This is a genomic window from Iodobacter violaceini (assembly GCF_011601265.1).
Classification (GTDB): Bacteria; Pseudomonadota; Gammaproteobacteria; order Burkholderiales; family Chitinibacteraceae; genus Iodobacter; species Iodobacter violaceini.
Genome location: NZ_JAAOLX010000002.1, coordinates 129,771 through 150,436, shown reverse-complemented (window position 1 = coordinate 150,436; position 20,666 = coordinate 129,771). Strand labels below are relative to the sequence as shown.

The 20,666-nt window shown below is 49.9% G+C and carries 14 protein-coding genes; 6 read left to right on the top strand and 8 right to left on the bottom strand.

Translation table 11 applies throughout. The features are described 5' to 3' along the window. The 3 genes from lapB to rfaE1 all read left to right on the top strand — a co-directional run bounded on the left by lapB (position 1) and on the right by rfaE1 (position 2,882). Positions 1-1,170, top strand: coding sequence for a lipopolysaccharide assembly protein LapB (lapB, locus tag HA050_RS04225; protein WP_166822507.1), 1,170 nt, complete (start codon positions 1-3; stop codon positions 1,168-1,170). Between the two features lie 66 nt (positions 1,171-1,236). Further along, positions 1,237-1,932: an orotidine-5'-phosphate decarboxylase gene (pyrF, locus tag HA050_RS04220; protein WP_166822504.1), complete on the top strand. Its 696-nt coding sequence runs from the start codon at positions 1,237-1,239 to the stop codon at positions 1,930-1,932. Between the two features lie 26 nt (positions 1,933-1,958). Further along, on the top strand, positions 1,959-2,882 hold the full coding sequence (rfaE1, locus tag HA050_RS04215) for a D-glycero-beta-D-manno-heptose-7-phosphate kinase (protein ID WP_240928976.1): 924 nt from the start codon (positions 1,959-1,961) through the stop codon (positions 2,880-2,882). A 49-nt stretch (positions 2,883-2,931) separates the two neighbouring features. Here rfaE1 and HA050_RS04210 read toward each other — a convergent pair whose 3' ends face one another. From HA050_RS04210 to HA050_RS04195, 4 genes are all read right to left on the bottom strand, one after another. Next, positions 2,932-4,743: a sensor domain-containing diguanylate cyclase gene (locus tag HA050_RS04210; RefSeq protein ID WP_166822498.1), complete on the bottom strand. Its 1,812-nt coding sequence runs from the start codon at positions 4,741-4,743 to the stop codon at positions 2,932-2,934. Between the two features lie 101 nt (positions 4,744-4,844). Further along, the gene (locus HA050_RS04205) at positions 4,845-6,020 is read right to left on the bottom strand and encodes a DUF2863 family protein (protein WP_166822495.1); all 1,176 of its coding nucleotides are present in this window, start codon (positions 6,018-6,020) and stop codon (positions 4,845-4,847) included. 53 nt (positions 6,021-6,073) lie between these two features. Continuing rightward, positions 6,074-6,529 (bottom strand): GNAT family N-acetyltransferase, encoded by a 456-nt coding sequence (locus tag HA050_RS04200; protein WP_166822492.1) that lies wholly within the window; start codon positions 6,527-6,529, stop codon positions 6,074-6,076. Positions 6,530-6,703: 174 nt separating this feature from the next. Continuing rightward, entirely contained in the window at positions 6,704-8,224 is a 1,521-nt protein-coding gene (locus HA050_RS04195) for a DEAD/DEAH box helicase (protein ID WP_166822489.1), read from the bottom strand. A 388-nt stretch (positions 8,225-8,612) separates the two neighbouring features. Here HA050_RS04195 and acnB point away from each other — a divergent pair, with 388 nt between their 5' ends. The 3 genes from acnB to HA050_RS04180 all read left to right on the top strand — a co-directional run bounded on the left by acnB (position 8,613) and on the right by HA050_RS04180 (position 13,184). Next, on the top strand, positions 8,613-11,186 hold the full coding sequence (acnB, locus tag HA050_RS04190; protein WP_166822486.1) for a bifunctional aconitate hydratase 2/2-methylisocitrate dehydratase: 2,574 nt from the start codon (positions 8,613-8,615) through the stop codon (positions 11,184-11,186). A 233-nt stretch (positions 11,187-11,419) separates the two neighbouring features. Then, positions 11,420-12,529, top strand: a complete 1,110-nt coding sequence (locus HA050_RS04185) for an aromatic ring-hydroxylating oxygenase subunit alpha (protein WP_166822483.1) — start codon at positions 11,420-11,422, stop codon at positions 12,527-12,529. A gap of 142 nt (positions 12,530-12,671) precedes the next feature. Further along, positions 12,672-13,184 carry a porin family protein gene (locus tag HA050_RS04180; protein ID WP_166822480.1) on the top strand — a complete coding sequence of 171 codons (513 nt, stop codon included), beginning with the start codon at positions 12,672-12,674 and terminating at the stop codon, positions 13,182-13,184. A 114-nt stretch (positions 13,185-13,298) separates the two neighbouring features. Here HA050_RS04180 and mltA read toward each other — a convergent pair whose 3' ends face one another. From mltA to dnaE, 4 genes are all read right to left on the bottom strand, one after another. Next, positions 13,299-14,462, bottom strand: coding sequence for a murein transglycosylase A (mltA, locus tag HA050_RS04175; protein WP_166822477.1), 1,164 nt, complete (start codon positions 14,460-14,462; stop codon positions 13,299-13,301). Then, positions 14,459-14,704 (bottom strand): PhaM family polyhydroxyalkanoate granule multifunctional regulatory protein, encoded by a 246-nt coding sequence (locus tag HA050_RS04170; protein ID WP_115227456.1) that lies wholly within the window; start codon positions 14,702-14,704, stop codon positions 14,459-14,461. The genes mltA and HA050_RS04170 overlap by 4 nt, the downstream gene beginning before the upstream one ends. An 89-nt stretch (positions 14,705-14,793) precedes the next feature. Continuing rightward, positions 14,794-17,064, bottom strand: coding sequence for an NADP-dependent malic enzyme (locus HA050_RS04165; RefSeq protein WP_099396080.1), 2,271 nt, complete (start codon positions 17,062-17,064; stop codon positions 14,794-14,796). A 98-nt stretch (positions 17,065-17,162) separates the two neighbouring features. Beyond that, complete coding sequence (dnaE, locus tag HA050_RS04160; protein WP_166822474.1) at positions 17,163-20,600, bottom strand: DNA polymerase III subunit alpha; 3,438 nt, start codon at positions 20,598-20,600, stop codon at positions 17,163-17,165. Between the last annotated feature and the right edge of the window lie 66 nt (positions 20,601-20,666).

Below are 20,666 nucleotides of genomic sequence, written 5' to 3'. Positions count from 1 at the left end.
ATGCTTGAAATTGAATATTGGTGGCTCATTGCCCTGCCGGTTTTTTTTGCGCTGGGCTGGCTGGCTGCGCGTGTAGATATTAAACATGTCTTATCTGAAACCCGCTCTTTACCTGTGGCGTATTTTAAAGGCCTGAATTACCTCTTAAACGGTGAGACTAATCGTGCAGTTGATGTTTATGTTGATATTGCACGCCACCATGCTGAAACGATTGAATTGCAATTTACGCTTGGCCATTTGTTTCGCCGCAGAGGTGAATTAGAGCGGGCTATTCGTATGCATCAAAAGCTTTTGGTACGCCGTGAATTAACAATTGCGCAAAAACAAACGGCGCAATTTGAGCTTGCGCTTGATTTTATGCAGGCCGGTTTATTTGATCGTGCAGAAAGCCTGTTAACAGAGCTGGCCGATACAGATTATGCACGCCAGGCCCGAATTGAATTGCTGGGTGTTTATCAGCAGGAGAAAGCATGGGCCAAAGCAATTGAAACCGCGCAGCAATTGCGGGATGAGCGCCATACTTATCAGCATGAAATTGCTCAGTTTTATTGTGAACTGGCATCTCAGGGTGCCTTGCGCTCCGAGCCTGCGGCAGCAAGGGTTTATTTGCAAAAAGCGCTGGCTGAACATCGCAAATGTGCACGCGCAAATATCATTCTGGCCGAGCTGGAAATGACTGCCGGCAATATTGATGCAGCCATTGAGGCGTGGCTCAGAATTGAATCGCAGGAACCGCTCTATATTGCGCTGGCCGCAAGGGGTTTGCTGGCGGCTTATGATGCTCAGGGGCGTACAGAGGAGGGTACAAAGTTGCTGCTTGGCTTGTTGCGTCAGTATCCGGAATTAGATGTACTGGATCTGGCTTATGAGCGCTTATTAACCGAGCAGGGATTGCTGGCAACACATGAGTTTGTTCGTGAGCGGCTTAAAGCTCATCCAACCATGCCAAGTTTGCGCAAGGTACTGGAAGCGCATCTATTAGTTGCCCCTGATGATCAGAAGGTAGAGCTTGAAGTCATTGTGAAACTTATCCACGACGCAACGCGTGAGCAAACAATGTACCGCTGTACTCATTGTGGCTTTAAAGCAAAGCAATATTTCTGGCACTGCCCTGCATGTACTGAATGGGAAACGTTTCCTCCAGTGCGTGGGGCGCAAAAAAACACTTAATCTGTGCGCCTTTGCCTTGCTCATAAAACATAAAAATAACTTAAAAATATAGATACAGGATCTTGTATGTCTTCTTCATCCAAAGTGATCGTTGCCCTTGACTATACCAATGCGGCCGAGGCTCTGGCGTTTGCCAGCCGGGTTAATCCGGCGCTCTGCCGTCTGAAAGTTGGAAAAGAATTATTCACCCGCTGTGGCCCTCCGTTAGTGGAGCAGCTCGTTGCACGGGGTTTTGATGTTTTCCTGGATCTGAAGTTTCACGATATCCCTAATACGGTCGCGCAAGCTTGTAAAGCTGCAGCAGAGCTGGGTGTCTGGATGGTTAATGTCCATGCAAGCGGGGGGCGCCGTATGATGGAAACCACTCGCAATGCTTTAGAGGCACTGCCGCAGCGTCCTTTGCTGATTGCTGTTACGGTGTTGACCAGTATGAATGCAGAAGATCTGGCTGAGCTGAGTTTGCCTGAGCCTGCTAAGCAGGTTGAGATGCTGGCTCGTTTAACTTATAGCAGTGGCCTTGATGGTGTGGTTTGCTCTGCGCATGAGGCGGGTTTGGTACGTGCTTTAAGCAGCCCTGAGTTTAAGCTGGTTACACCAGGTATTCGCCCTGCCAATAGTGCTGCAAATGATCAGTCTCGTATTATGACGCCGGTAGCGGCCATTGATGCGGGTGCTGATTACCTGGTCATCGGGCGGCCAATTACTCAAAGCGATGATCCTGCGGCCACGCTGGCTGAAATTAACGCCAGTTTAGCGGGGTAGTTATGTTGTCTCCTGAAGGTAAAAAAATGCTGCAACGCGCCGTTGCTAAAGCACGGGTTATGGTTGTGGGCGATGTGATGCTGGATCGTTATTGGTTTGGTGATGTGGAGCGCATTTCTCCTGAAGCGCCCGTGCCAGTGGCGCGAATTCGCCGTACCGAAGAGCGTGCAGGTGGCGCGGCCAATGTGGCCAGAAATATTGCAGCCCTGGGTGGGCAGGCATATTTACTGGCGGTTGTTGGTGACGACGAGGCAGGGCGCAGTTTAGAAAACTTGCTGCTGGCGGATAAGGTAAATATTTATTTTCATCGTGATTCAAATATTGATACAACGGTAAAGCTGCGTGTTTTAGCCAGACAGCAGCAATTGCTGCGTATTGATTTTGAAAGTGAGCCAAGCCATGAAGTGCTGGCCGCTAAGCTGGATGACTTCAGGGCACTTTTGCCCAATGTAGATGTCGTCATCTTGTCTGATTATGGTAAAGGTGGCTTGCGCCATGTACAGATGATGATTGAAATCGCCCGTGAAGCAGGCAAAACGGTACTGGTTGATCCTAAGGGTGACGAGTACGAACGTTATCGTGGTGCTACATTGCTTACTCCAAATCGCAGCGAGTTTAAGCAGGTTGCAGGGAAATGGATAAACGACAGCGAGCTTGCACAGAAAGCAGAGTCTTTGCGTGCATCGCTGGATTTGGATGCGCTCCTCGTGACGCGCAGCGAAGAAGGGATGACCTTGTTTCGTAAGCAGGGTGTTGTTCATAAGCCAACCCACGCTCATGAGGTTTTTGATGTTTCTGGTGCGGGTGACACCGTTATTGCCACTTTGGGCCTTATGCTGGCTGCCGGGCTGGAAATGCCTGAAGCGATGGATTGGTCTAATCGTGCCGCGGGAGTTGTGGTTGCAAAACTAGGGACTGCCGTTGTCCATCCGGATGAGCTATTCGCCTGAATATTCCTGACTCCAAAAAAACGCCGCTAAATTACAGCGGCGTTTTTTATTATCTCAAAGCAACTCCCGTTGGGGTTTCAGCGATTTCTACGCGATTTTTCCCTAGTTTTTTTGCCTGATACATCGCCTGATCGGCCCGTTCAATCACTTGGTCCCTGGCTTCGCCAGGCAGGACAAGTGCAACGCCTGCACTGAAGGTGATCAGCAGTTTTTCGTTGTTATTTAAAAAGAACCGCTTGGTCAGCTCTCTTTGTAAGCGCTGCACAACGCTTACCGCCTCATTAATATCAGTTTCAGGTAAAACGAGCACAAACTCTTCACCGCCGTAACGTGCAACAGAATCACTTGGGCGTAATAAATCTTTTACCACCGAGACCAGATGCACCAGCGCTGCATCACCTGCAGCATGGCCCTGGCTGTCGTTTAATTTTTTAAAATTATCAATATCCAGCAGGCCAACACTCAGAGGGCTTTCACTTCGCAACGCTCTGGCAAGCTCAACATCAAAGATTTCTTCCAGCCCTCTGCGGTTAAGTGCTCCGGTAAGCTGATCGGTGCGAACTTTCTGGCTGACATGGGTCAGCTCTTTTTCCAGCTCGATAATGCGGCGCTGAGCATCATCGGCTTGCGCCCGTGCTTCGATTAAATCATCACGTGAACGGCGTACATCCAATTGCATGCTGCGGGTATCGCCAAGCAAGGACTCTAAAACGTCTTTAATGCTGTTTAAATCATTGGCCTGCTGAATTTGCTCGGTGTAATCGCTGATTTTGCTGTGGTATTGATCTGTGCTGTCTGACATGACGCTCAGGCGATCAATAAAGGTGGCAATCATGTTCTTAAGAACAGTCTGGGTTTCTACAAGGCTATGTTTGATCTGGCCTTGCTTAAACAGGACTTCCTTGAGTCCGGCTTCTGCGTCATAGATCACCCTCATGTCCAGGGGCTGTGCCATGATGGCCTGCACCACAGCCACCTGGCCTCTGACCCATTCATCTTCAATAACGACTTCCGCCATATTATCGGTGAGCAGGCGCAGCAGGCCCATTAAGCCATCACAGAGCCGGATTTCCTGATCGTTTTGCAATTCTAAACGCAGCCAGAATTTTCTCAGCCTTGGCATTAGCTTTTGCGTGCCCGCATTATTACTTACTGAGGCCACTTCAACGGCGAGGCTGGCTGCTTCAGCCTGCAGATCTGTATTGTGCGAAAGCCTCCCTTCAATCCCCACACTCAGTGCGGATATCAGAGCGTCACGCCAATCACGCCAGTCGCCATTATCCTGGTCTGATGTGCTGTTCGTTGCGCCATTGCCCGGGCTGTTGAAATCAGTGGGGTCGGATAACACTTCCGGGCTTTCGCCACTTTCTACACTGGCCCCGGCCCATGCTTTGATCAAAGCGCCTAGTTTTTCATTGAGTGAATTGGCGTCGCTGCCAAAATTAATCAGTACTTTTTCAAGTGACTCTTGTTTGCGGCTGGGGGTGTAAACGGGGTTGCGTAATTCCCACTGACGGATTAAATCACGAATTAAATCAGCCCAGCTTCGGCTAAGCTCAGTTTGCCCGCCCTGAGTCTCTATGCTGCGGATAATGAGTGCAGGCATATTGGCCCAGTTGGACTGGCCAGCCTGCTTATAAAGCTGCTCAATATTGCGCTGTAGTTCCGGGGTTTGTCTTGGGAAACTTCCCATGCTGACAATCAAATCTTTGATCACAGGGTGAAGTTTGTCGTTGTCTGCTGTGCCCGCAATTTCATGATAAATTGACTCGTAATGATCAGGCGTCGGGGGGACCCTGCGCATAGTCAGCTGCTTAAGTGTTTCACGAGCAATATCGGTGGGATTACTGAGCTTTCGCATGGCAGGTCATTTCAGTTGGAGGCGTGGTGATTATAGTCGATTGAAATCAGTCATGTGGCTTGCGTTGCAGTGGCGGCCAGGGAGCCGCCACTGCCATGGGTTTAATGCAAGTGCGGTGATGGCGTGTCGCTGCTTTCAGGTGTTTCTATATGCAACAAATCGCCATCTAAATCAGGGAATAGCGGATTTCCGCAGTCATCGCACTGATCCATTGGAAAGGTGTGCTCATGAATCACAATATCATTGATGCCAGCCTCACGCAGAATGGATTCTATATCAGCAATGCAGTCTGTGTGTTCATCTTCGCCATCCAGTAGTGGCCAGACTACGCCATGCAGCATTGGTTCTTCATTGCGGCGGATAAAGCCAATTCTGTATTCTTCCAGACGGCGTCCGTGGCATGCCGCAATCACGCAGGTGAGCTGGCGTGCTTCAATATTGAGCAGCAGCTGCAAAAATGAAATGGTCGCCTTTAATGAGTAGCCTCTTGATGCGCGGTCTGATTCGCGCCAGGCTGCAAAATAAGAAAGCGGTGTGAGTGATTCCATAGCGCAGCCGGCAAATAAAGATTGCAGGGATTGAACACCTTGCTTTTGCCATTGGCAGAGGATGTCTTTGCGCACGCCATCTTCTTCCTGCCAGCGAAATAAAGCATGGCCAACCGGGGCGGTTACCGCGCCCAGCAGGTAGCGGGTATCGGTTAAAAAAGTGGCTGGTTCAGCGCTGCTTGCCTGCTCGCAGACCAGGGTGCCGTTTTCTGTGCTGAGCGTTGCCAGCATTTTGCTTAGTTTTGCCGTATTGCAATAACCCTGGGGCAGTTGATCCGGGCTGAATAAAAAATCTGCCAGGGAAAAAAGCGTGCCCCTGGCAAACACCTGCTCTGCTAAATGCTTGCGCAAACTTTCTATTCTTTCTGCGCCAAGTGGCCCCGAAGGGATGTTGAAACGAGACCACGCCAAAAGGGGGATGGCAAACATGACGCTCTGGCCATCTTGCTGGTCAATCATCACATGATGTGTTTCTGTGCACGCCTCAACAATATCTGCCAGCTCATTCCAGGCCTGCGGATCTGTTTTTGAAAGTGTATCAAGGGCACTGTTTAATGTGTCCTCGTCTTCATCGATCAGGATTTCTTCAACCAGCTGCGTCAGTTTGTCTTGCCAGAAACGATCTTCCGCTAAGGTGCAAGATATCGAAAGACTGCTTGCGATATGGATTAATTCATCTGCTTCAGCAGCACCACGGCTGCGGCGAACGGTGCGGGGGCGTTTAATCATTGTCTCGTCTTATTTTATGAGTTGATCATTTTATTATGCAGGGCGCAGATCAGTCAGATCATCACTTCAAGATAGTGCGTGTCTGGCCCGTAATCGGAAAGCTTATTCAGTATTTGCTCGTTAAGCGGAAAAACAGGCCTAAATCCTTGCTTTAGCCAGAATGGCGCAGCACCCGCGATGGCAATCAGTCTGATTTGTGTAAAAGCATATTGTTTTGCCCAGGAGAAAGCTGTGTCTATCAGCTGCTGAGCCAGTCCCAGTCCCCGTGCTTGCGGATGTACAGCAAGATCATGAAGGAAATAGATGGGTTGGTGGGTATTTGCGGGTGGCAGTGCGGAATTTAAATCGGGCGGGGTATCGCCACACCAAGGGTGGCTGAATAAATAAGCGACCACTTGATGCTCTTTTGTGGCAACCCAGCAGCTGGAAGGGGATTGTTGTTGTTTGCAAACTAAATGTGCAGCATCTTCCAGGAGTGCGCTTGGATAGCAGGCACTTTGAATGCTCATTATCGCCTGGATATCTGAAGGACTAAGAGGGCGGATTTGTACGCTTTGCTTAATTTTCAAGGCGGGCTCAAAAGTAAAAACAGCCCATCTGTAAGGAATGGGCTGTTGATTTAATCTAAAAGCACTGGCTTAGATGCCTCTGTAAACGGGCCAGAAGATAATCAGATTACTCAATTACCAGCTGGCGCGGCGTTGGCGTGTTTCGCCATTGCCGGCCGGACGTTCAGCGCGCGGAGCGCCGCCATCACGGCTGCCGCTGCGGAAGCTGCCCGGATTGCTGTTCGGGTTGTGCGCGCCGCCGCCGAAGCTGCCGCGGGATTCACGGGATTCACTGCCTGCACCACGTGTATCTCCACGGGAGTCGTTGCGACGTTTGTCGCCGTAGCCGCCGCCATTGCCTGCGTAGCCACCAGTGCTGGCACCAGCGTAACCACCACCGCCATGAGGGCGCTTGCCTTTATAGCCGCCGGATGGTTTACGATCGCCGTAACCACCGCCATTACCTCCCTGACCTGGCTTGAAGCGAGCTTCAAGACCTGGTAAAGAAACAGTGCCGAAATCGATGTTGTAACGACGACGAATGCGTGTCAGCAACATGAAATCGTTTTTAGTCACTAGGGAGATGGCTTTACCAGTACGACCGGCACGACCAGTACGACCTACACGGTGAATGTAATCTTCAGCAAAACGTGGCAGGTCGAAATTCAGAACCAGGCCAATACCGGCAACGTCAATACCACGTGCGGCAACATCAGTTGCTACCAGAATGTCGATCTCTGCGCGGCGTAAACGATCTAAAGTACGGCGACGATCGCGCTGAGCCAGGTCACCGTGCATTGCTGCAGCACGGAAGCCTTCCAGCTTCAGCCATTCGGCAAGGCCGTCTGCATCTGCTTTTGTTGCGGTAAATACGATCGATTGTGTTTCGCTCGCATCTTTCAGCAGGGCAGCAACCAATTTTTGTTTGTGCTCGTAACCGTCGGCGTAATGAACGGCTTGCTCGATTTGTGGCTGAGCATTAATGGTGACTTCCATTTCAACCAGACGCGGGTCACGCAACATTGGGCCGGCAAAGCGCTGAACAGTTTCTGATAATGTGGCTGAGAACAGGGCAGTCTGGCGATCTTTAGGCATTGCAGAAACAATGGCTTCAACTTCGTCAATAAAGCCCATGTCCAGCATGCGGTCAGCTTCGTCCAGCACCAGCATGTCCAGACGGCCGAAATCAATACGGCCACCGCGCATCAGGTCTGATAAACGGCCTGGTGTTGCAACCAACACTTCGTAAGGTTGTGCCAACATACGGTTCTGAACTGGGTAAGGAACGCCACCCACTACGCAAGCAACCTTGCAACGTGGGATCAGTTTGCAGTAATCTGTCGCAACTTTAGCAACTTGCTCAGCAAGTTCACGAGTTGGAGTAAGTACAAGAACGCGTGGGCCGCGTGCATTGTGCTTAGCTGGTTTAAATAATTTATGCAGCGCTGGCAGCAAGAATGCTGCAGTCTTACCTGTACCCGTTTGTGCAGAAGCCATCACATCATGGCCAGCCATCAATTGTGGAATAGCAGCGGCTTGCACTGGGGTTGGGGCAGTGATACCGAGTTTAGCTAATTCTTGCACCAGTTCGGTGGCAAGGCCCATTTCGGCAAAAGCGTTAACAGCGGTTTCAGAATGAGTATCGCGATGTGGCATGAATATTCCTTTGAATATATCCCGGCGAGCGGGAAGACGGGCGCATTCCGGAATTAAATACGGAAATCGGCCGTCAGCGTTACATCGACGCTAACCGGTCAATCCGCATCTCATACAGCACAGGCGGGGGAAGGTCAGGGTACGATGGGGATTTGTGCTAAAGCACAAAGAAGGTTGCGGATCATACCGATAGACAAACAAAATTGCAAGCTAAATCGAAGCAGCCTGCAGCATGACCCGTCAGATGGCGGCGCTCCGCCGCTCCTTATTCATTGTAGTGTGGTAAAAGTAGTTACACTTTGATTCACATCTAAAAGCCAGACAGGTAAAATGTCACTAGTCTGAGTTTTAACAGACATTCTCCCATCATCACTTGAAAGGTCCAACCGTGCTAGAAGTCTATCGTCAGCATGTTGCAGAGCGCGCAGCACAGGGTATCCCAGCGCTTCCACTGAATGTGTCGCAAACAACCGATCTCATCGAGTTGTTGAAAAACCCACCCAAAGGGGAAGAGGCCTTTCTTGTCGACCTGATTACTTACCGCGTTCCTGCCGGAGTGGATAACGCAGCAAAAGTGAAAGCATCCTATTTGGCTGCGGTTGCACACGGCACGGAAGTCTGCAGTTTAATCAGCCGTGCTCAGGCGACTGAACTGCTGGGCACGATGTTAGGCGGCTTTAATATTGCTCCGCTGGTTGATTTATTGGATGACGAAGCCGTTGCTGCGATTGCCGCTGCTGCTTTATCTAAAACATTATTGATGTTTGATGCATTCCATGATGTTAAAACCAAAGCGGATGCAGGCAACGCCTTTGCTAAGCAAGTTTTACAATCATGGGCCGATGCGGAATGGTTTACAAGCCGCCCGGCTGTGCCAGAAAAAGTAACACTGACTGTATTTAAAGTGTCTGGCGAAACCAATACCGATGATTTGTCGCCAGCACCGGATGCCTGGTCACGCCCGGATATCCCATTGCACGCGCTTGCCATGCTCAAAAACCCACGCCCGGGTATTGAAGCTGATCAGCCAGGCAGCGTTGGCCCGATCAAACAACTGGATGCGCTCAAAGCCAAAGGCCACAAAATTGCTTACGTTGGCGATGTGGTTGGAACAGGTTCTTCACGTAAATCGGCAACCAACTCAGTACTGTGGTTTACCGGCGACGACATTCCTTATGTGCCAAACAAGCGCTTTGGTGGTTTCTGCTTAGGTACAAAGATTGCCCCTATCTTCTTTAATACCATGGAAGACGCAGGTGCTTTGCCGATTGAAGTGGACGTTTCTACGCTTGAAACGGGTGATGTGATCGATGTTTACCCACTGGAAGGCAAAATCGAGAAAAACGGCGCGGTTGTTTCAACCTTCAGCCTGAAAACCGATGTACTGCTGGATGAAGTACGCGCTGGTGGCCGTATTCCATTGATTATTGGTCGTGGCTTAACGGATAAAGCACGTGAAGCCCTGGGTCTGGTGCCATCTGCTGTATTCAAACGCCCGGTTGCACCTGCAGATTCTGGTAAAGGCTTTAGCCTGGCGCAGAAGATGGTCGGCAAAGCCTGTGGCGTGACCGGCGTTCGTCCGGGCACGTATTGCGAGCCACGTATGACTTCGGTGGGCTCGCAAGACACCACTGGCCCGATGACCCGTGATGAGCTGAAAGACCTGGCTTGCCTTGGCTTCTCTGCTGATCTGGTGATGCAATCGTTCTGCCATACCGCAGCTTATCCAAAGCCTGTTGACGTTAAAATGCACCACGAATTACCAGAATTCATTTCGACCCGTGGTGGTGTATCGCTGCGTCCGGGTGATGGCGTGATTCACTCATGGCTGAACCGCCTGCTGTTACCTGATACCGTCGGCACTGGTGGCGACAGCCACACCCGCTTCCCGATTGGTATTTCCTTCCCTGCGGGATCTGGTCTTGTGGCTTTTGCTGCAGCAACAGGTGTGATGCCACTGGATATGCCTGAATCGGTGCTGGTGCGCTTTAAAGGTGAAATGCAGCCCGGCATTACCCTGCGTGACTTAGTCAATGCCATTCCGCTGTACGCTATCAAGCAAGGCATGCTCACGGTAGAGAAAAAAGGTAAGAAAAATATTTTCTCCGGCCGCATTCTGGAAATCGAAGGCCTGCCTAAGCTGAAAGTTGAGCAAGCCTTTGAATTGTCTGATGCTTCCGCTGAGCGTTCTGCGGCAGGGTGTTCGGTACAACTGGACAAAGAGCCGATCGCTGAATACCTCACCTCCAACATCACACTGATGAAGTGGATGATTGCTGAAGGCTATGCAGATGCCCGCACTCTGGCACGCCGTATTGCCGCGATGGAAGAATGGCTGGCAAATCCGGTATTGATGCAACCCGATGCAGATGCGGAATACGCGACGATTATCGAAATTGATCTGGCGGATATCAAAGAGCCTATCGTGGCTTGCCCGAACGACCCGGATGACGTGAAGTTCTTGTCTGAAGTAGCTGGCGACACCATTGATGAAGTGTTTATTGGCTCTTGCATGACCAATATCGGTCACTTCCGTGCTGCTTCCAAGCTGCTTGAAGGTAAAAGCGATATTCCGGTTCGTTTATGGATTGCCCCACCGACCAAGATGGATGCACAACAGCTGACCGAAGAAGGCCATTACGGTGTATTGGGCCGCACGGGCGCGCGCATGGAAATGCCGGGTTGTTCATTGTGCATGGGTAATCAGGCGCAAGTGCGTAAGGGCTCGACTGCGTTCTCCACCTCAACACGTAACTTCCCGAACCGCCTGGGGATTGATACCCGTGTTTATCTGGGTTCAGCTGAGCTGGCTTCGGTTTGCGCAATGCTGGGCAAGATTCCAACGCATGCAGAATACCTGGCAAACATCGGTATTCTTGAGAAAAAATCGTCTGAAGTGTACCGCTACTTAAATTTTGATCAAATCAAGAGTTATAGCGATATTGCAGCAGAAGTGAAGTAATTGTAGTGATGTAATATAAATGAAGCCGCCACTTACCATATGAAGTGGTGGCTTTTAAGATGATTTCGCAAGATAACTTGCCTAAAGTGGCTTGTTTCGGCGAAAATCACGATCCTTTGCGAGTCGGGCGCCATGCCCGGCTTTTTTATTGATGGCTTGCCCACCCATCTGATGTTCGCTGTGGATACAGCGGCAGTGGCAAGACCAACCTTCTCTTTTCGGGGGTGTGGGATATGTCTAATCTGGCAAACATTGCCGTTGTGCAAGACACAATCGATTCACAATTACCAGTAAGCGCTTATTTTGATGAGCAGCTTTATCAAGTAGAACAAGCCCTTTTATTTGCGAAAGGTCCGCGCTATATCGGCCATGAGCTGATGGTGCCCGAAGTGGGTGATTATCATGTTTTAGAAGCAGATCATGCCGCACGATATTTAAAGCGCAATCAGGATGGCGTAAGCCTTCTTTCTAATATTTGCCGCCACCGCCAGGCGCTGATGCTTGAAGGGCGTGGCAATCAGACGCATACCGTTTGCCCGATCCATCGCTGGACATACGACGCTAAGGGCGAGCTGCTTGGCGCGCCTCATTTTAAAAAAAATCCTTGCCTGCATTTGCCCAATACACCATTGCAAGCATGGAATGGCTTATTGTTTGAATCCGGCCGCGATATTGAAGGCGATTTAAAAAACTTGGGCGTTGCAAAAGATTTAGATTTTTCTAAATACGTTTTTCATAGCGTAGTGGTAGATGAATATGAAGGTAATTGGAAAACCTTTATTGAAGTTTATTTAGAAGATTATCATGTAGATCCATACCATCCGGGCTTAGGCCGCTTTGTAGAGTGCGCTGATCTGGCATGGGAATTTGGCGATTGGTATTCGGTGCAGACGGTTGGCGTTCATAATGCTTTAGCGAAACCCGGCTCTGAAGTCTATGCAGACTGGCATGCCGAGCTCATGCGCTATGGCCAGGGCAAAGCACCAAAGCACGGGGCAATTTGGCTGACTTATTATCCCAATATTATGGTGGAGTGGTATCCCCATACTTTAGTCATTTCAACAATTATCCCAACAGGGACACGCAGCTATAAAAATGTGGTGGAATTTTATTACCCTGAAGATATTGCGTGGTTTGAGCCGGAATTATTAGCGGCCGAGCAGGCGGCATATGCGGAAACGGCTGTAGAAGATCAGGACATTATTCGCAGAATGGAAGCCGGGCGAAGTGCGCTGTATGCTGCAGGGCGCAATGAAGTTGGCCCGTACCAAAGCCCGATGGAAGATGGCATGCGTCATTTTCATGCATTTTTAAGGCGGGAATTAGGGTCTGCTTTGCGCTGAAATAAATCCCCCAATAAAGTCAATTACTGCCTTTGTTGGGGTTTGAAATATTATTGAAAGCATTGCTGTTTTTTGTAATAGTTAAATGGCATAATCACCTCTCCTTCAAAAAACAATAGAAATAAAGTTATCAGGGGTGTTTATGCGTTTACTTGTTGCGCTTGGATTTATATTAATGGCCTCTTCTGCCAATGCAAAAATTAGACCGGGCTTTATGACTGATTTCTCTGTTGGCAGATCTCAATATACCGGTGAGTCTGAACTTGACGTTGCATTTTCTGCTCAGCTGGCTTATCAGATTAATGCTAATTTAGCGATTGAAGGGCAGTTTGTCGGTTTAGGTTTGGTAACGCCAATATTCGCTGGCTGGTTTGAGGAAAAAGTCAAATATACCCCTGAGAGTTATTACGGTATTTCTCTTGTTGGCAATTTGCCTTTGAATGAGCGCTTTGATTTATATGCAAAGCTGGGTGTGGGGCGGACCCTGTTTTCCAGCAGCCAAAAAAAATATGCCGATTACTCTGAGACAGATACTAATTTTGGCGCAGGCACCCGAATGAGGCTGGGGAAAAATTGGTCTATGAAGTTTGAAGGTCAGTATTTTAATAAAGCGAAAGTAACAACATGGCTGTTAGGTGTTGGTTATCACTTTTAAAGTCAGCCTGATTAATTGGATGTTTTTTATAGCGCTTGTTTTTATATTGAATTGTTCTAAACAGCAGAAATCATTTTTATTGGCTACTGCGTAACGCAGTAGCCAATTTAATTTTTAATCAGGCAATGCCAGATTTTTAGGCCAAATCAGCCACAGCTGGCCGCTTTGCTTCATTTTCCCAGCCAGCTCACCTGCCGCATCGCCCGTTCCCCAAAAGAAATCAGCCCGTATTGTGCCGCGTATGGCGCCGCCGGTATCTTGTGCGGCCACCAGCCTGTGAATACCTCCGCCATTATCCGGGCGATCCGTCGCAATAAAACTCATACTTCCCAATGGAATCACGTTTTTATCCACGGCAATGCTGAAGCCAGCAGTCAGGGGGATATTTTGTGCGCCAACGGGCCCATCATTAGAAGGGGGCAGGGTGCGAAAAAAGACATAGCTTGGGTTGCTGTCCAGCAAGTTTTCAATGCGATCGGGATGTGCATCTGCCCAGCTTCTGATGGACTGCATCGAAACATCTGCTGCTTTCAGCTCGCCTTGCTCCACCAGCCAGCGTCCCACTGGTTTATAGGGGTGACCATTTTGGTCGGCGTATCCCAGACGAAGCTCGTTACCCTCATGCAGACGAACACGCCCGGATCCTTGAATTTGCAAAAACTGTACATCCATTGGGCTTTCCAGCCATGCCAGCACAGGCGCATCAATGTTTTTCTTAACAATATCGCTGCGGCTGAAGTAGGGCAGTAATTTATTACCAGCCAGACGCCCGCGCACGCGCTTTCCTTTTAGCTCAGGATAAAGCTCTGCCAGCTCTACGGTAATCATATCTTTAGGCGGCGCATAGACAGGATAAATTGCGCGATTGGTTTTTTGAGTGCTTCCCGGATACACAGGCTCGTAGTAACCGGTGATGAGTCCGGTCTGGCTGCCATCAGGATTGGTCAGCTGATAGGGGGTAAAGTTAGATTCAATAAACTGACGCGCATCTTGCACGCCAATGTTGCTGGCTTTTCTGCATAGCGCCAGCCAAGGCTCCTGGCGCAGTTTGGCGCAGGATTTTTTCCATGTGGCAAAGCTTGAGGCCAGATCATCTCCGGGCCAGTTGGGCAGATTTTGCCAGCTACTCTGCTGATAAGGTAAAGCCGTTTGGGGGTCTGTGACCGGTGGTGTGGATGGCTTGGGTGGCAAAGGGACTGGTGCAGTAGCACAGGCAGTAAAAAGCCCCGCAGCGATGGCGGCGAGGCTGAGGGTACGGGCTGAGCGAATATAAATCATGGTTCCTTTGGATCAAGTCCTTGCTTAAAGGCAGCAATCCCTGCTTTTTGCATTTCAAGGGTTTTAATGGTCATTTGCAGCATACCAACCTGCATAGAAAGCCACTGTTCAACAGTGCGGCATTCTGCAATTTTTCGGTCTATTTCTTCAATCGTCATGGGCGGCGTAAAGGGATTGCCCGCTGCTGGCTTGAAAAATTGGGAAAATAAGCCGAATGGATCATTAGGATTGTATTCACTCATATTGTTCCCCTTGTTGAAAAATAAAAAAAGCCCAAGCCCCTGATTCAGTCAAATAATCATGAATCAGGGGGCCGGGCTTATATCGCTGCTTAGTCGCGTGCTGCTGCTTCAACAGCAGCTAATGCCGCCATATTTACAATACGGCGTACTGATGCTGTAGGCGTCAGAATATGCACAGGTGCTGCTAAACCCATTAACATCGGGCCAATGGTTACGCCGTCACCGCAAGTCATTTTCAATAAATTGAAAGAAATATTTGCGGAATCCAGGTTTGGCATAATCAACAGATTGGCTTCACCTTTCAGTGTGGATGTTGGGAATACCTGCTGACGCACGGCTGCAGATAAAGCCGCATCGCCATGCATTTCACCATCGACTTCAAGATCAGGCGCCCGCTCACGCAAAATGGCCAAGGTAGCGCGCATTTTTCGTGCAGAAGGCGTATCCATGCTGCCAAAATTAGAATGGCTGAGCAGGGCCACTTTAGGCTGAATACCAAACTTGCGTACGGTATCTGCCGCCATAATGGTGATTTCAGCCAGCTCTTCCGGGTTTGGATCCTGGTTAACGTAAGTATCAGTGATAAATACATTACCTGTAGGCAAGAGCAGTGCATTCATCGCCGCCGTTACTTTGGCATCTTTGCGTAAGCCTAATACATTGCTGACATACCAGTGATGGCGCTGGTACTGGCCGTAAGTACCACAAATCATGGCATCGGCTTCGCCACGCTTCAGCATCAAAGCACCGATCAGAGTGGTTTTGCGGCGAACTTCTGCTTTAGCCAGCTCTTCTGCCACACCACGACGCTTCATAATATCGTGGTATTCCATCCAGTATTCGCGATAGCGCGGATCGTCTTCCTGGTTGCATAACTGAAAATCAACGCCCGCTTTGATGCGTAAGCCCAGCTTTTCGATGCGTTTTTCGATAATAGCAGGGCGGCCAATGATAATAGGCTGGCAAACCCCCATATCCACGACTTCCTGCACAGCATGCAGGACGCGCTCATCTTCACCTTCGCAGAAAATAACCCGTTTATTGGCTTTTTTCGCAGCGGTAAATACCGGGCGCATAAATAAATTGGATTTGTAAACGAATTGCGTCAGCTCTTCGATATACACGCCCCAATCTTCAATCGGGCGGGTTGCTACGCCGGATTCCATTGCTGCGCGTGCAACTGCAGGTGCAATTTTAATGATCAGACGCGGATCAAATGGTTTTGGAATCAGGTAATCAGGGCCAAAGCTTAAGTTCTGGCCGCTGTAGGCATCAGCCACCACATCAGATTGCTCGGCATGTGCCAGCTCTGCAATGGCGTTAACTGCCGCATGCTTCATGGCTTCATTAATCGTGGTTGCGCCAACATCCAGCGCTCCGCGGAAAATAAAGGGGAAGCAAAGAACGTTGTTTACCTGATTTGGATAATCTGAACGGCCAGTGCAAACAATGGCATCGCTGCGTGCAGCACGCGCATCCGGCGGCGTGATTTCCGGATCCGGATTAGCCAGCGCCAGAATCAGCGGGGTAGCCGACATCAGCTGAATCATGTCGCCCGTTACCAATCCTGCGCCAGATAAGCCCAGGAAAATATCTGCCCCCACAAGCGCATCTTTCAGCGTACGGGATTCAGTATTTTGTGCGTAGCGTTGCTTGGTTTCATCCAGCGGGCCACGGCCTGTATAAATAACGCCTTTGGAGTCGCAAACGGTCACGTTTTCACGTTTTACGCCCAAAGAAACAAGCAAATCAAGGCATGCAATAGCAGCCGCACCGGCTCCGGATGCAACCAGCTTTACTTCATTAATTTTTTTGCCGATCAGGCGCAAGCCATTGATTACCGCCGCACCAACAATAATCGCCGTGCCGTGCTGGTCATCATGGAAAACCGGGATTTTCATCCGCTCACGCAGCATCTTTTCAACATAGAAACATTCTGGCGCTTTGATGTCTTCTAAGTTGATACCGCCGAAAGTAGGCTCCAGCGAAGCAATAATTTCAACGAGTTTTTCCGGGTCTTTTTCTTCGATTTCAATATCGAATACATCAATGCCGGCAAACTTTTTAAAGAGTACGCCTTTCCCTTCCATAACAGGCTTGCTCGCCAATGGGCCAATATCGCCCAAACCGAGTACTGCAGTGCCATTGGTGATGACCGCGACTAAATTGCCACGCGCTGTAAGATTACGCGCTTCGTTAGGATCTTCAACGATGGCATCGCATGCAGCCGCAACACCAGGAGAGTAGGCCAGTGCTAAATCGCGCTGGCTGGATAAAGCCTTTGTAGGCGAGACCTGAATCTTACCCGGCTTTGGAAAGCGGTGATATTCGAGGGCTTTCTTGCGAATTTCTTCGTCCATATTTGTATCCCTTGTCAAAAGCTTATGAGCTTATATAGATGCTGTGCTTTCTTTAAAGCGCTTGTAATCAGGTGTTTCAGTAGTTGTTGAAAATTTTACTAATACTTCACTGAAACACTTTCACTTCCTAACCAACTTTTTAACTCTGCCAGCAACTCGTCATGCAATGTAATTCTCCAGCTTTCGCCAAGAGAAAGGGTGCATGCGGCTTCGGTATTTTGATAATCCACCTCAACAGGGCACTCGCCGCCGCGATGGAGTGAAAGCAAGCTTTTTAGCCTTTGAGCATCCATCCCCTGGCGCATGCCCAAAGTCATACTGCGCGCAAAACGGCTGCGTGCCTCTGCAATATCATAAATAGTATCAGCAATAATACGTAAGCCCCCTGAAAACCTATCCTCAGAAACCTTACCCTCTATCACTAAGAGCGTGTCTTCTTTGATTTTGTTCCGGTTGGCTTCAAATACTTCTGAATAAACGGTGACATCCCGGCGAGATTTGCCATCATCCAGCGTGACAAAAGCCATCCGGCCACGGTCCCCGTTTTTAATGCGTAAGCCGCTCACAATACCGGTAATCATTTGCGGTGTGCGGCTTGGCTCCAGCCGTTCAAGAGAGGATTTAATAAACTGACGAATCCCTTTTGCATGGGCATCAAAAGGGTGGCCGGAGATATAAAACCCAACGGCATTTTTCTCTTCGGCCAGCTTAATGCGCTCATCCCACTCCGGCACTTCAATCATGGCAACTTGGGGCACATCAACAGCCTCAAGCATATCAAACAGGCTGGATTGATTTTTATTGGCCGCTTCGCTCTCAGCCAGCGCCATCGCCTGCTCTACATTGGCCAGAAGCCGCGCACGGTGCGGGTCCAGCTGATCAAATGCACCCGCACGAATTAAAGCTTCGAGGGTGCGCTTATTCACCTCGCGCTTTTCGGTGCGGCGGCAAAAATCGTATAAATCAGTAAAGGGGCCGTTGGCTTCCCGTTCACGAACAATCATTTGTACGGCAGATTCGCCCACACCTTTAATGGCACCCAATGCATAGCGGATTTCCTTGCGGGAAACCGGCACAAACTTGTGAAAGCTTTGATTGACATCGGGCGGCAGTAAAATAAGTTTGTTCGTTTCAACACTGTCGTCGTAGAACACTTTCAGCTGATCGGTGTTATCCAGCTCCGAGCTCATCGTGGCGGCCATAAAAGCGGCACAGTGGTGCGCTTTCAGCCATGCCGTATGATAGGAAACCACGGCATAGGCGGCCGTATGTGATTTATTAAAACCGTATTCGGCAAACTTCGCCATTAAGTCAAACAGCTGCTCGGCAAGCTTCGGGTCGTATCCTTTGAGCGCAGCACCCTGGGCAATTTTTTCCCGGTGCTCGGCCATTTCTTCCGGTTTTTTCTTACCCATAGCCCGGCGCAGCATATCCGCGCCACCCAGAGTATAGCCACCGATAATCTGGGAGATCTGCATCACCTGCTCTTGATACACGATCACGCCATAGGTAGGGTCGAGACAAGCCGTCAGGTCTGGGTGGAAGTAATCCACTTCTTCCAGTTTATTTTTACGATTAATAAAGGTGTCTACCATCCCGGAGCCCAATGGGCCAGGGCGGTAAAGCGCCAATACCGCAATAATATCTTCAAAGCGGTCTGGCTTCAGCTTGGCCAGCAAGCGCTTCATCCCGTCCGATTCCACCTGAAACACGGCCGTGGTATTGGCGTCGCGGAAAATCTTATACGCGGCCTGGTCTTCAAAGCCCAGCAGCATTAAATCAGGTGCACTGCCTTCCATATCGCGGATATAGCTGAGTGCCAGCTCGATAATGGTTAAGTTGCGTAAACCCAAAAAGTCGAACTTCACCAGACCGATTTTTTCAACGTCGTCTTTATCCAGCATGGAAACAGGCGAAGAATCCGCGCCAGAGGCCAGATAAATAGGGCAGAAGTCAGTAATTTTGCCCGGCGCAATCAAAACGCCCCCGGCATGCATACCAATATTACGTGTCAGACCTTCCAGCTTTTTGGCCAGCACCCAAAGCTCTTTAACTTCGTCTTCTGTTTCAACCCGCTGCTTTAAAATGGGCTCCATTTCCAGCGCATCATCGAGGCTGTACTGCTTGCCCGGCGCAGCAGGAATCAGCTTGGATAAGCCATCACAAAACATATAAGGCAAATCAAGCACGCGGCCCACATCCCGCACTACGGCTTTGGCGGCCATGGTACCGAAGGTAGCAATCTGGCTGACCGCTTCTACGCCATATTTTTCACGCACATACTCGATCACGCGCCAGCGGTTTTCCTGACAAAAGTCGATATCGAAGTCGGGCATGGAGACGCGTTCCGGGTTCAGAAAGCGCTCGAAGAGCAGGGCGTAAGCAGTAGGGTCAATATCGGTAATGCCAAGGCTGTACGCCACCAAAGATCCCGCACCCGAACCACGGCCTGGCCCCACAGGGCAGCCATTGTGTTTGGCCCAGATAATAAAATCGGCAACGATCAGGAAGTAGCCGGGGAAGCCCATTTGCACAATGGTATCGGTTTCAAATTTCAGCCGGTCTAAATAACGCGGGCGCTCGGCATCCCGTTTGGCTTCATCCGGATAAAGCAGCTGCAGACGGGTTTCCAGGCCCCGTTTTGCTTCAAATACCAGAAAATCATCCAGCGTCATGCCATCCGGAGTCGGAAAATCTGGCAAATAGTTTTTGCCAAGCGTCACTGATAAATTACAGCGCTCGGCAATGGCAATGCTGTTGGCAAGTGCTTCAGGCACGTCTGCAAATAATTCGGCCATTTCGCTGGCCGATTTGAAATATTGCTCTTCAGTAAACAGACGGGGGCGGCGCTTATCCGACACCATATTGCCTTCTGCAATACAGACACGGGCTTCGTGCGCCTTAAAGTCATCCCTGTCCATAAATTGCACGGGATGAGTGGCGACCACGGGCAAATCGAGATCAGAGGCCAAATCCAGATGGCCTTGCACGCTGGGCTCGCAGCCAGGAAAACCCCTGCGTTGCAACTCCAGGTAAAAGCGATCAGGAAAAGTGTCCGCCCACCAGCGGGTGGCTGCGAGGGCTGCATCGTACTGCCCGCCAATCAGAAGCTGGCCAATTTCCCCCAGACTTGCGCCTGAGAGGCAAATCAGCTCGCTATTATCCCCTTCGGCGAGCCACTCTTTTTTAATCTCGGCCCGGCCACGATACTGGTTGTTCCGAAATGCATTCGATAATAAGTCGCAAAGCCGCCCGTATCCTGCGCGACTTTTGCAAATAAGCAGAATGCGGAAGGGGACGTCCCGGTCTTCCGGGTTTTCAACCCATGCATCAATCCCAACAATGGGTTTAATCCCCGCTTCACGGCAGGCTTTGTAATGCTTCACCATTCCAAAGAGATTCATTAAATCAGAAACACCAAGCGCGGGCATACCGCCGGATTTTGCGGCTTTAACCGCATCATCCAGACGCACGATGCCGTCGGTGACTGAAAACTCGGAATGGAGGCGTAAATGGATAAAGGAGGGCGAATTCATCGCGGCATTTTATCACTCATCGCGCTTTGAGCCACGGGAAACATCGCACAGATCATTTCACACAGC

Coding starts and splice junctions, on each gene's coding strand:
- lapB (WP_166822507.1), top strand. CDS start 1: ATGCTTGAAATTGAATATTGGTGGCTCATTGCCCTGCCGGTTTTTTTT.
- pyrF (WP_166822504.1), top strand. CDS start 1,237: ATGTCTTCTTCATCCAAAGTGATCGTTGCCCTTGACTATACCAATGCG.
- rfaE1 (WP_240928976.1), top strand. CDS start 1,959: ATGCTGCAACGCGCCGTTGCTAAAGCACGGGTTATGGTTGTGGGCGAT.
- HA050_RS04210 (WP_166822498.1), bottom strand. CDS start 4,743: ATGCGAAAGCTCAGTAATCCCACCGATATTGCTCGTGAAACACTTAAG.
- HA050_RS04205 (WP_166822495.1), bottom strand. CDS start 6,020: ATGATTAAACGCCCCCGCACCGTTCGCCGCAGCCGTGGTGCTGCTGAA.
- HA050_RS04200 (WP_166822492.1), bottom strand. CDS start 6,529: ATGAGCATTCAAAGTGCCTGCTATCCAAGCGCACTCCTGGAAGATGCT.
- HA050_RS04195 (WP_166822489.1), bottom strand. CDS start 8,224: ATGCCACATCGCGATACTCATTCTGAAACCGCTGTTAACGCTTTTGCC.
- HA050_RS04185 (WP_166822483.1), top strand. CDS start 11,420: ATGTCTAATCTGGCAAACATTGCCGTTGTGCAAGACACAATCGATTCA.
- HA050_RS04180 (WP_166822480.1), top strand. CDS start 12,672: ATGCGTTTACTTGTTGCGCTTGGATTTATATTAATGGCCTCTTCTGCC.
- mltA (WP_166822477.1), bottom strand. CDS start 14,462: ATGATTTATATTCGCTCAGCCCGTACCCTCAGCCTCGCCGCCATCGCT.
- HA050_RS04170 (WP_115227456.1), bottom strand. CDS start 14,704: ATGAGTGAATACAATCCTAATGATCCATTCGGCTTATTTTCCCAATTT.
- HA050_RS04165 (WP_099396080.1), bottom strand. CDS start 17,064: ATGGACGAAGAAATTCGCAAGAAAGCCCTCGAATATCACCGCTTTCCA.
- dnaE (WP_166822474.1), bottom strand. CDS start 20,600: ATGAATTCGCCCTCCTTTATCCATTTACGCCTCCATTCCGAGTTTTCA.